General features: G+C 63.3%; 13 protein-coding genes and 1 pseudogene. 8 read left to right on the top strand and 6 right to left on the bottom strand.

What is annotated here, in order from left to right; genetic code table 11:
• A pseudogene (locus EN993_RS37970) lies at nt 1-168 on the top strand (lipopolysaccharide heptosyltransferase I); the annotation flags it as partial.
• A gap of 244 nt (nt 169-412) precedes the next feature.
• Here EN993_RS37970 and greA read toward each other — a convergent pair.
• Both greA and EN993_RS24440 read right to left on the bottom strand, forming a co-directional pair.
• A complete protein-coding gene (greA, locus tag EN993_RS24435; protein ID WP_027039333.1) occupies nt 413-886 on the bottom strand; it encodes a transcription elongation factor GreA in 474 nt (157 codons plus the stop codon).
• Nucleotides 887-1,160: 274 nt separating this feature from the next.
• Nucleotides 1,161-1,703, bottom strand: coding sequence for a tetratricopeptide repeat protein (locus EN993_RS24440; RefSeq protein WP_126070121.1), 543 nt, complete (start codon nt 1,701-1,703; stop codon nt 1,161-1,163).
• Between the two features lie 201 nt (nt 1,704-1,904).
• Here EN993_RS24440 and EN993_RS24445 point away from each other — a divergent pair, with 201 nt between their 5' ends.
• The 3 genes from EN993_RS24445 (at nt 1,905) to EN993_RS24455 (ending at nt 4,514) form a co-directional block, all read left to right on the top strand.
• Complete coding sequence (locus tag EN993_RS24445) at nt 1,905-2,330, top strand: DUF3775 domain-containing protein (RefSeq protein WP_109659897.1); 426 nt, start codon at nt 1,905-1,907, stop codon at nt 2,328-2,330.
• Nucleotides 2,331-2,705: 375 nt separating this feature from the next.
• Entirely contained in the window at nt 2,706-3,593 is an 888-nt protein-coding gene (locus EN993_RS24450) for an extensin family protein (protein ID WP_245468954.1), read from the top strand.
• A gap of 117 nt (nt 3,594-3,710) precedes the next feature.
• Entirely contained in the window at nt 3,711-4,514 is an 804-nt protein-coding gene (locus EN993_RS24455) for an extensin family protein (protein WP_126070123.1), read from the top strand.
• Between the two features lie 6 nt (nt 4,515-4,520).
• Here EN993_RS24455 and EN993_RS24460 read toward each other — a convergent pair whose 3' ends face one another.
• Nucleotides 4,521-5,240, bottom strand: a complete 720-nt coding sequence (locus tag EN993_RS24460) for a gamma-glutamylcyclotransferase (RefSeq protein WP_127265043.1) — start codon at nt 5,238-5,240, stop codon at nt 4,521-4,523.
• Nucleotides 5,241-5,353: 113 nt separating this feature from the next.
• Here EN993_RS24460 and EN993_RS24465 point away from each other — a divergent pair, with 113 nt between their 5' ends.
• The gene (locus tag EN993_RS24465) at nt 5,354-6,061 is read left to right on the top strand and encodes an LssY C-terminal domain-containing protein (protein ID WP_127265044.1); all 708 of its coding nucleotides are present in this window, start codon (nt 5,354-5,356) and stop codon (nt 6,059-6,061) included.
• A gap of 13 nt (nt 6,062-6,074) precedes the next feature.
• Here EN993_RS24465 and EN993_RS37975 read toward each other — a convergent pair whose 3' ends face one another.
• Together EN993_RS37975 and EN993_RS37980 are read right to left on the bottom strand one after the other, a co-directional pair.
• Nucleotides 6,075-6,632: an NAD(P)-dependent alcohol dehydrogenase gene (locus EN993_RS37975; RefSeq protein ID WP_245468955.1), complete on the bottom strand. Its 558-nt coding sequence runs from the start codon at nt 6,630-6,632 to the stop codon at nt 6,075-6,077.
• 57 nt (nt 6,633-6,689) lie between these two features.
• The gene (locus EN993_RS37980; protein ID WP_245468956.1) at nt 6,690-7,097 is read right to left on the bottom strand and encodes an alcohol dehydrogenase catalytic domain-containing protein; all 408 of its coding nucleotides are present in this window, start codon (nt 7,095-7,097) and stop codon (nt 6,690-6,692) included.
• 126 nt (nt 7,098-7,223) lie between these two features.
• On the opposite strand from EN993_RS37980, the gene EN993_RS24475 reads away from it, so the two are divergent.
• On the top strand, nt 7,224-8,138 hold the full coding sequence (locus EN993_RS24475; RefSeq protein ID WP_126070126.1) for a LysR family transcriptional regulator: 915 nt from the start codon (nt 7,224-7,226) through the stop codon (nt 8,136-8,138).
• A 75-nt stretch (nt 8,139-8,213) separates the two neighbouring features.
• Nucleotides 8,214-9,524, top strand: coding sequence for a hemolysin family protein (locus EN993_RS24480; RefSeq protein WP_109659883.1), 1,311 nt, complete (start codon nt 8,214-8,216; stop codon nt 9,522-9,524).
• Nucleotides 9,525-9,551: 27 nt separating this feature from the next.
• Here EN993_RS24480 and EN993_RS24485 read toward each other — a convergent pair whose 3' ends face one another.
• Nucleotides 9,552-9,806 (bottom strand): hypothetical protein, encoded by a 255-nt coding sequence (locus EN993_RS24485; RefSeq protein ID WP_109661285.1) that lies wholly within the window; start codon nt 9,804-9,806, stop codon nt 9,552-9,554.
• Nucleotides 9,807-9,936: 130 nt separating this feature from the next.
• On the opposite strand from EN993_RS24485, the gene EN993_RS24490 reads away from it, so the two are divergent.
• Nucleotides 9,937-10,249, top strand: a 313-nt coding sequence (locus EN993_RS24490; protein WP_164757783.1) for a transcriptional regulator, incomplete at its 3' end; no start/stop codon positions are given.

Raw genomic sequence — 10,249 nt, forward strand, 5'->3', positions numbered from 1 at the left:
GCGGTGTTCCTGGCGACCGAGCCGGGTTTGACCGGCCCGCGCGGGCCCTATGCATCGACGCTTTTGGCCGCGCCTGGGGAGCGCGTTGCGCCGGCGGAGGCGGTGGCGGAAGCAGAGAGGCTGGCGGGACTTCAGGTCCTTGGCAGGCCCAATGCTGGTAAGAATTGAATTCAATCGGGAGGCTAGCGCTGCCCCTCATTGCCCTGCTGGGCATTTCTCCCCGTGAACGGGAAAGAAGCTGGCGGCAACGCCGGCACCTTCTTTGCAACGCTGAGAATTGCCGGAATCATCAATAAAGGCGTCCTTCTCCCCGTTCACGGGGAGAAGATGGCGGCAGCCAGATGAGGGGCGGCGCGGCGTTTGTGATTGAAACAAATAGCCCGGCTAAAGGCTTAACAGCCGGGCTTTCGACCTAAATAAATTGCACCTGGACGATCTCATACCCCCTGGCACCGCCCGGCGCGTTGACTTCGATGGCGTCGCCGACTTCCTTGCCTATGAGCGCACGCGCGATCGGCGAGGAGATCGAGATGCGGCCGGACTTCACGTCCGCTTCCTGGTCGCCGACGATCCGGTAGGTCTTCTTCTCCTCGGTGTCCTCGTCGACCAGCACCACGGTGGCGCCGAACTTGATCTTGTCGCCGCTGAGCTTGCTCACGTCGATCACCTCGGCGCGCGCGATATAATCTTCAAGCTCGTTGACGCGGCCCTCATTGAGGCTCTGCGACTCTTTGGCGGCATGATACTCGGCATTTTCGGACAGGTCGCCATGCGAGCGCGCTTCGGAGATCGCCTCGATGATGCGCGGCCGCTCTTCCTGCTGGCGCCAACGCAGTTCTTCCTTCAATGACGCGAACCCCTCGCCTGTCATCGGGACCTTGTTCATGATGCCTGACCTTTCCTGCTGCCACCCCCGCGTTTCGGGGAAAGCCTTGTCGATGGGTACAAAAAGAAAACGGTCCGGCAGCCTCGGGCTAACGGAACCGTTTCACCGCAATTTCCCTGAATATAGCAATCTTCGCGGGTTTTTCACGTCCAAAAATCGGTTTTGCAAAAATCATCCCCGCTTTCATCAGTCGAGAGCGGCTAATAAGTCCGAGGGGTAACAAAAAAGCGGCCGCGATCGCTCGCGGCCGCTCCGAAGAACCCCTGGTGTCTTTTCAGCTCCTCATGAAATGGTCGATCTGCTCGGACAGCATACCGTATTCGCGCGAACCCTTGCCGGTCCGCTTCTCGATCTCCATCAACTGCTGCTGGGCGCCGGCCAGATCGCCGATCTGCAGATGCGCTTCGCCGAGATATTCGCGCACCAGCGTATAGTTGGGATCGATGCGCAGCGCTTCCTCGTAATAGCCGAGGCCGACGGTGACGCGGCCGGAATGGCGATGCGAATAGCCGAGATAGTTGAGGATGCGCGGATCCTGCTTGTTGGCGGCGAGGCTGAGCACGGCAATCGCCTCGTCGTAGCGCCCGGCCATCGCCAGCGCGTGGCCCGCATCATAGATGCTGTCGTCGTCGAGCATGCCTTCCTGGGGCGCGACGCACTTTTTCTTCTTCTTGTCCCAGACTTCGCCCTTCTTGCACTGGGTGACGGTCTGATCGCTACCACCGCCACTGCCACTGCCCGCGGCAAACACAGGAACGGCAAGGAACTGCAGCGCGACAAGGGCAGTCGCCGCCTGGATCAGCATTCTTTTATGCATCGAAGCCTCCTTGAGGGGTGAGAATGCAACACTAACGCCAAGCGCCCGCCATTTCATCCCGGAAAAATGCGTGCGGGAGAACATCAGGTGACGGATGCTGCAAATCCGTTATCATCGGCCAGGATTTCGGCACTTGCCAGGATTTCGGCACTTGCCAGGATTTCGGCACTTGCCAGGATTTCGGCACTTGGGAGACTGCTCGTGCAGCAGCGGCTTGAAAAGGACTGGGAGCTTTCGATCGGTCCCGACACCGTGCGTCTGTTCATCCTCAAGGCCAAGGCGCTGAGTGCCGCCGTCAATGAAGACTATGCCGATGGCTCGGAGCACGAGGTCGAGCTCGACGGCGAGTCCCATGTCAACCATCACCATGACGGCCTTGCTGAGGAAAGCTCCGAGAACCTTACCGAAGAAGAGCTGCGCGAGCTGATTAACGACCTCAATGTCGATGAAGCAGCCGAACTGATCGCGCTGGCCTGGGTCGGTCGCGGCGACTACGACGCCGCCGAATGGGCGGACGCGCTTGCCGCGGCGCGCGAACGCGCCAACAAGCGCACCGCAAAATACCTGCTTGGCATGCCGCTGCTCGCCGACTGGCTGGAGGAAGGGCTGGAAGCGATCGGCGCGTAACGACGTGGTTACCGTTCGTGATGCGGCCAAGGCAACCTCCTTGCCTCGGCGCCGTTGAGGGCCATGGGGTCGATTGTCTTTTCCCGAACATGCAGGGGCGCATTGCTCATGGCCGTCACGGCTTTGCTGGTGATGCCGGCCGAGGCCAGACATCGCCATCGGCATCACAAGCCGCTAACGCCGCGGATGGAGCAGCCTCTGACACCGCGAGCCGACCAGCCCCTCAAACCGCGGGGCGGGCAGCGCCTGAAACCGCGGGGCAAACGGCACGTCACGCCGAACCAGGCACGGCAGAAACCGCAGGATTTGCCGTCCTCGCCAGCTGGTATCCCGATACCCGGATCCGGTGTCCCGGCACCAGAGCCTGGTATTCCGTTGCCCGAGCCACGACCGGCCGACGCTCCAAAGGCCGACGCTGCAAAGACCGAGGAGCAGAAAACGGAAGCTCCGAACACCGCCCGAGCGCCCGCCCGTATCGGTGAAGAAGAATCCCACCAGAAGAAGCAGGCACTTCCCGAGCCGTCGGCACACGAACCCTCAACCGATACGGAAAGCGAGCCGAAACCACCAGCGGTCGCGCCGATTCCGACACAAAAGCCGGACATCGCAGAACCCGAGGATGAGCCGCCGGCCGTTGCGCCGCAGCAAAAGCCGGCCGAAGCAGGCGACGAGAAGATGCTGCCCGATCCGCGCTCGGCCGATCTCCCCGATGGCAAGATGCCCGCCGGGGAAGTCGCTTGCCGCGAACGGCTGAAGGCGCTCGGCGTCGAATTCGAGGAGCACAAGGCGGAAAGCGATCCAGAAATCGGCTGCTCGATCCCCTATCCCCTGGTGTTGAAGACACTCGGCAAGTCGATCGCGATTGCCCCCGGCACCGAACTCAACTGCCCGATGGCCGAGGCGGCGGCCCGTTTTGCCGCCGATGTGATCCAGCCGGCGGCGAAAGTCGAATTCGGCGCAGACCTGAAATCGATCAGCCAGGCATCGGCCTTTGTCTGCCGGCCACGTCATGGCACCCGGAAACTGTCGGAGCACGCCTTCGGCAACGCGCTCGACATCGCCAGTTTCACGCTATCGGATGGCAAAAAGATCGAGGTCGGCCCTGCCCCGCCCGAGAAGGACGGCAAATTCCTCAACGCCGTGCGCAAGGCCGCCTGCGGACCCTTCAACACCGTGCTCGGCCCAGGCGCCGACGCCGATCATTCCTTGCATTTCCATCTTGATCTCGAACCGCGCCGGCACGGCGGGACGTTCTGCCAGTGAAGATGGTTGGCCGGGGCCGCGTGCCGCAATTCGGCCGCAGGCATGAACGCGGGCACTGAGTTTTCCTTTACCCTTGATCGTTAAAATGCCGGAGATCTAGGGACAGGGATTCCGCGAATGGCCGGGATATTTGCCGCCGTACGGCAATCGAGACGCATGCGCATGGCAGTCGGTGGGCTTGCCGCCGGCCTTGCCCTCGTGGCGGTTTCCGCCTGCAACACCGGCAGCGTGCTGTCGCTTGAACCGGCCGTCGACGTCGGCTCCCAGACTGCAGCCGTGCCGCAATATACCGGCATGCAGAAGCTTGTTCCCTCCAATCCCTACATGACCCAGGCCGCCTATCCGCGCATGGACGAGCCGATGTCGCCGGTCGAGCAGATGCCGGCCAGCGAGATCGACTGTCGGCAGCAATTGAAGCGCCTCGATGTTGCCTTCACCGACCTGGCGCCGATCCATGAAGGCCAGTGCGGCATCGATTATCCGGTCAAGGTCTCGGCCATCGGCAACATCCAGATGAAGCCCGCCGCGACGTTGACCTGCGACATGGCCGCCACCTTTGCCGGCTGGACCAGGAACGAACTCGTTCCCTCCGCCCGCTGGCGCTATTTCTCCGGCGTGAAGACCATCCACCAGGGCTCCAGCTACTCCTGCCGCAACATCGCCGGCGAAGGTGTGCTGTCGGAGCACGGCAAGGGCAATGCGCTCGACGTCATGAGCATCGAGCTCAACAATGGCGACGACATCGATGTGCGCAAGCCCGGCCTGTTTGCCTTCCGCACCCGCGGCTTCCTCAACAATGTGCGCGCCGACGGTTGTCAGTATTTCACCACCGTGCTCGGCCCCGGCTACAATTACGACCACCGCAACCATTTCCATTTCGACATCAAGAACCGCAAGAACGGCTATCGCGCCTGCCGCTAGGAAAGATCAGGTGCGCTGGGCGCCACCTGTGGAAGCGATGATTTGTCGTGCCACCAGATCCTGGATGCGCCAGAGATTCCGGTCGCGAATCCCGCTCTCCTCCAGTTTGCTGACGGTTCGGAATAGGTACTGCGCCGACGAGCCCCAATGACCGGCAGCCCGCGCCAGCGTGTCGGCAACCTGCTCCAATGGCAACCGGCCGGCATAGGCCCTGCCGCCTGGCGCGGCGACGAAGGCCAAGGCACGCAGCGGCCCGTCCTTGGTCTTGACCTTGATCCAGCATGGCACGTTGGTTGGCGGGTTGGCATCGATCTCGCGGCGCATCAACTGGCCAAGTTGCCCGAAATGGTCTTCCGAAGGCAGCCGATAGACGATGCCGTTGCAGCTGCCGCCTCGATCGAGGGCCAGCATCAAGGCCGGCAAATCGCGGGTTCCGCGCCAGCGGGTGAGCTTCAGGCAGAACGAGCGGTGCCATCCCGGCGCCGTGGCCGGGCGCTGCTCGACATGGGCGAATTCGGGGTTCCAGATCAACGACCCATAGGCAAAAACCCACAGCGCTTCAGGCCGATGTTCCGACAGGAGTTGCTCGACAAGACTATCGAACTCCGCGTCTGTATGCTCGGTTGTTCCGGGCTCGGGACCCGGATCCGGTTCGATACGCTCGACCCTTGCGACAAGGTCCGCGGTCAATGCCATCGAGCTGCGCCCCACCGGCTTCCATTCCATTCCTGCTCACCCCACGCAAAAACGATGGCGGACGATAGAACGGCTGCGCGCTGCTGACCATTGATTTCCAGGGTCCGTCAGGCAACAGATACCGCACGGATCGAGCCGCATTCATGAGCCAACGAAGCCTGCGACGACGCGCATTGACCTGGCTGGTGGCGCTCTGCGCGGCCTATCTGGCGCTGGCCTATTTCGCCGCACCGGAATTCTGGACGTTTCACGATCGCGGTTTTCGCACGCAGCGCTTCGAGATGGTGACGCATACGCCGCAAGGCATTCCCGGTGACCCTATCAATGTCGGCCTGGTCGGCACGCAGAAGGAGGTGGTCCATGCCTTCGCCGTTGCCGGCTGGGACACCGCCGACGCCGTGACCTTGAAGACCGCGATCGAAATCGGCGAAAGCGTGTTGTTCGACCACCCCTACCCCGATGCGCCGGTCAGCCGGCTGCTGTTCGACGGCCGCGCCCAGGATCTCGCCTTCGAAAAGCCGGAGGGCCCCAGCGCCGACCGCCGGCATCATGTCCGCTTCTGGCAGACCAATGCTGCCGGCGATGATGGCCGGCCGCTGTGGCTGGGCTCGGCCAGCTTCGACCGCGGCGTCGGCCTCAGCCACGACACCGGCGCCGTCACCCACCATATCGGCCCCGACATCGACGCCGAGCGCGATTTTCTGATGCGCGATCTGGCGACCGCCGGCACGTTGATCTCGACCAGCGACCTTGCAGGCATTGGCGCGACAGCCACCGGACGCAATGGCGGCGGCGATCCCTATGTCACCGACGGCGAGGCGATTGTCGGTGTGTTGAAGCCGTTGCCCTGACACATCGCAAAGGTCAGGTTGTGGTGATCACGATCTTGCCGAACGGCCCTTTCTCCAGATGCTGCAAGGCCTGCGGCACCTCGTCGAAGCCAAAGACCTTGTCAATGACCGGTTTGATTGCCAGCGCCTCAATCGCCTGATTCATACGCTCGAAGGCGCGGCGATGGCCGACCGACAGGCCCTGCACGGTGATGCGGTTGCGCATGAAGGGCATGATCGGGAAGCTGAGCTCCATCGCGCCCAGCAGGCCGATGATCGACAGCCGGCCATCGGCGGCCAGCGCGTTCAGCGATCGCCGCGCATTGTCGCCGCCGACCATTTCCAGCACGTGGTTCACGCCCAGCCCATTCGTCAGCTCACGCGCGGCCTCGTCCCATGCCGGTTGCGTGCGGTAGTTGATCCCTTGCCAGGCGCCGAGTTTTCTTGCCCGCTCAAGCTTCTCATCGCTGCTTGAGGTGACGATGGCGCGCAGGCCAAACGCGGCGGCGAACTGCAGCGCAAACAGCGACACGCCACCGGTGCCCTGGATCAGAATGGTCTGGCCCGCCACGGGTCTGGTCGCCTCGGCCATGGCGAACCAAGCCGTCAGCGCCGCGATCGGCAGCGTCGCGGCCTCGATATCGCTGAGCTACGGCGGCGCCAGCACCGCGGCGTCCTCGCCGAAGACGACATGATCGGAAAGCATGCCCGACAGCGACGATCCCAACGTGTGCTTGTGCAGCACCGGCGGCGCGTCGCCATCCGGCCAGTCGGCGATCACCTGGCCGAGCACACGTTGCCCGACCCGAAAGCGCCTGACCGCGCTGCCGATGGCGACCACGTCACCCACCGCGTCGGATGTCGGCACGAAGGGAAAGGCGAGATCCGGGATCAGCACGCCGTCGACGATCATCTTGTCCTTGTAGTTGAGCGATACGGCCTTGGTCCGCACCAGCAAATCGTGCGGCCCTGGCTGGGGAACCTTGCCTTCCACCTGGCTTAGCTTCGACAGGCCGAAGCCGCTCATTTGCCAGTATCTGTTGGTTTGGGTGCTCATGTCGTCTCGCGCTCCGTGAGTGATGCCACGCGAGACATTTATGCCTTCCGACTATGGAAAATAGTGCTTCTGTGCGGCATATTTGGAGACTAATTGCGGACTACAAGTCGACAATAGGAAATCATCATGGAAACGGCCGACCTGCAGGGCATCGTCGCATTCGTCCAATCGGTCGAGGCTGGCAGCTTCACGGGCGCCGGCGAGCGGCTGCATGTGACGAAGTCGGCGATCGGCAAATCGATCGCGCAGCTGGAACAGAGGCTCGGCGTTCGCTTGCTGAACCGCACCACCCGCAGCCTCAGCCCGACCAGCGAAGGCGTCAGCTACTATGAAGCCTGCGTCCGGGCCCTGGCCGAGATCGAAGCCGCACAGTCGTTGCTCGCCTCGCGCCGGCAGGTCCCGTCCGGCCGGCTTCGGATCGACGTGCCGCTGGCCTTCGGCCGCCGCTGCGTCGCCCCCGTGCTGTTCGAGATCTCGAGGAAGTTTCCGGACCTGACGGTAGAAATCTCCTTCAACGACCGCCGCGTCGACCTGATCGAGGAGGGCATCGACCTGGCGATCCGCATGGGCGAACTCGACGACAGCCTGTCGCTTGCGGCCAGGCGCCTCTACGCCCAGCGCTCGGCCATTTGTGCTGCTCCCGCCTATCTCGACAGGCATGGCCGGCCGCAATCGGTCGAGGATCTCGCCGATCACAGCGTCATCGGCTATGGCCGCGAGGGTGTCGTCCGTCCCTGGGTCATCAGGCATGCCGACGGCCATCTGGCAACCTTCGTGCCCAGGGCGCGGCTCGTCCTCGGCCATGGCGAGCCGATGCTGGATGCCGCGCTTGCCGGCTGCGGCATCACCTTCCTGCCTACATGGCTGGCCGCCGACAGCCTCAAAAGCGGCGATCTCGAAATGGTGCTGTCGGACTGCCTGGTCGAGAACATCGTCGTGCATGCCGTCTGGCCGGTGACGCGCACGCTCACGCCAAAGGTGCGGGTTGTCGTCGACGCTCTCGTCGAACATTTTTCGGCGCCGCCCTGGGATGCCGCGTGAGCGAAATACCGGTCATTTCTCAAAAAACACGCCGGACTATTTTCGAAGACCGCGCGGCAATGCTATTGACCGCTCATGCTATACGTCGAAATCGCTATCGTGGTCGTCCTCATCTGCGTGAACGGCCTTTTGTCGATGTCCGAGCTCGCCATCGTCTCGTCGCGCCCGGCCCGGCTGAAAGCGATGATCGACCGCGGCATCAATGGCGCCGGCCGCGCCCTCGAGCTTGGTTCGAATCCCGGCAAGTTCCTCTCCTCGGTGCAGATCGGCATCACCCTTGTCGGCGTGTTGTCGGGCGCCTTTTCGGGCGCTACGCTCGGCGAGCGGCTGGCGCAGTTCCTGGCCTCGACAGGCATCCGTGAGACCGTCGCCGATCCGCTCGGCGTCGGCATCGTCGTTGCCATCATCACCTATTTCTCGCTGATCGTCGGCGAACTGGTGCCCAAGCAGATCGCCTTGCGTGATCCTGAAAGGGTCGCCGCCAGGGTCGCCCCGGCAATGACCATCCTCGCCACCGTCTCGGCGCCGCTGGTCTTCCTGCTCGACTTCTCCGGCCGCGCCATCCTGTGGCTGCTCGGCCAGCGCGGCGAAAGCGAGGAAAAGGTCACCGACGAAGAGATCAAGATGCTGGTCGCCGAGGCCGAGCATCACGGCACCATCGAATCCGACGAGCGGCGCATGATCGCCGGCGTCATGCGGCTTGGCGACCGCGCCGTGCGCGCCGTGATGACGCCACGCACCGAGGTCGACTGGATCAATCTGCAGTCCGACGAAAGCACCATCCGCAAGCTTTTGATGGAAACCCAGCATTCCCGGCTGCCGGCCGGCGACGGTGGCGTCGATGTCATGGTCGGCGTCGTCCAGACGCGCGACGTGCTGGCAGCACTGCTTGCCGGCCGCGTGCTCGATCCGCGCAGGCATGTGCGCGCCGCCCCCATCGTCTACGATCAGGCCGATGCGCTGGATGTGCTGCAGAAGCTCAAGGAATCCGACGTGCCGATGGCGCTGGTGCATGACGAATACGGCCATTTCGAAGGCATCGTCACCCCGGCCGACATTTTGGAAGCCATCACCGGCGTGTTCCGGGCGGACACCGACGCCGGCGATGAAGAAAATGCCGTCAAGCGCGAGGATGGCTCGTGGCTGCTCGCCGGCTACATGCAGGCCGACGAGATGGCCGACATTCTCGGCATCGACCTGCCGGAAAACCGCGACTACGAGACTGTCGCCGGCTACGTGCTGGCGCACATGCACCATCTGCCGGCGACCGGCGAATGCGTCGACGCGCAGGGCTGGCGCTTCGAGGTGGTCGATCTCGACGGCCGCCGCATCGACAAGCTGATCGCCACCCGCCTGCCCGGCGGCCACCGCGAGGCGGTGCGCTGACGGTCGACGCGATGTTCAGCATTCGCTCTATCGTTCCCAGAAGGGCTTGGCGATCTCTCCCTCGACCTGCTGTATCGTCAGACCGATATCGTCGATCAGATGCGGATTATCCTTCGACATTTGCCTGAGTTGCCAGCGAAAGCGTATCCGCTCGCGCCAGGTCCGATCGTGCCAGCTCGCGATGATGCTTCGCAGGGTCGTCAGGAGCCGGCGCGATGCCGGCCGCACGGGCGTTCCCGGCCGCGCTGCACAATGCAAGGAAGAAGTGAGGGTATTGGTCATGGCAACCTCCATATGGTTTTGAGGGCGCGGTGGCTCTCGATGAGGTTGAATTCTGCGCGATACGGACGGCGCCGTAATTAAGCCCTCCCAAATAGTTCTCAAAACTTCCAAACGAGCTATAGATGCGCCTATGCAGGGATCGCGTTTTGCCTTTGGTCCGTTCGTGCTTGATCCGGGTGCGGGAACGCTGCTTCGGAATGATGTGCCCGTTGCCGTTGGCTACCGCGGACTAAGTCTGCTTGCAGCACTTGTCGGACGGCCCGGCGACATCCTCGGCAAGGCCGAACTGATGGACGCGGCGTGGCCGGGCACGGCCGTCGAGGAAGGCAACCTCACCGTCCAGATCGCGCAGCTGCGCAAGCTGCTTGGTCCAGCCGCCGACGGCGGTGAATGGATATCCACGGTTCCGCGCGTCGGCTACCGCTTCGCAGGCGCCGTCGAAC

This window comes from Mesorhizobium sp. M7D.F.Ca.US.004.01.2.1, from assembly GCF_003997785.1.
GTDB classification, from domain to species: domain Bacteria; phylum Pseudomonadota; class Alphaproteobacteria; order Rhizobiales; family Rhizobiaceae; genus Mesorhizobium; species Mesorhizobium loti.

Excerpts from the sequence above, each read along its gene's own strand:
- greA (WP_027039333.1), bottom strand. The coding sequence starts at position 886 with ATGAACAAGGTCCCGATGACAGGCGAGGGGTTCGCGTCATTGAAGGAA.
- EN993_RS24440 (WP_126070121.1), bottom strand. The coding sequence starts at position 1,703 with ATGCATAAAAGAATGCTGATCCAGGCGGCGACTGCCCTTGTCGCGCTG.
- EN993_RS24455 (WP_126070123.1), top strand. The coding sequence starts at position 3,711 with ATGGCCGGGATATTTGCCGCCGTACGGCAATCGAGACGCATGCGCATG.
- EN993_RS24460 (WP_127265043.1), bottom strand. The coding sequence starts at position 5,240 with ATGGAATGGAAGCCGGTGGGGCGCAGCTCGATGGCATTGACCGCGGAC.
- EN993_RS24465 (WP_127265044.1), top strand. The coding sequence starts at position 5,354 with ATGAGCCAACGAAGCCTGCGACGACGCGCATTGACCTGGCTGGTGGCG.
- EN993_RS37975 (WP_245468955.1), bottom strand. The coding sequence starts at position 6,632 with ATGGCCGAGGCGACCAGACCCGTGGCGGGCCAGACCATTCTGATCCAG.
- EN993_RS37980 (WP_245468956.1), bottom strand. The coding sequence starts at position 7,097 with ATGAGCACCCAAACCAACAGATACTGGCAAATGAGCGGCTTCGGCCTG.
- EN993_RS24475 (WP_126070126.1), top strand. The coding sequence starts at position 7,224 with ATGGAAACGGCCGACCTGCAGGGCATCGTCGCATTCGTCCAATCGGTC.
- EN993_RS24480 (WP_109659883.1), top strand. The coding sequence starts at position 8,214 with ATGCTATACGTCGAAATCGCTATCGTGGTCGTCCTCATCTGCGTGAAC.
- EN993_RS24485 (WP_109661285.1), bottom strand. The coding sequence starts at position 9,806 with ATGACCAATACCCTCACTTCTTCCTTGCATTGTGCAGCGCGGCCGGGA.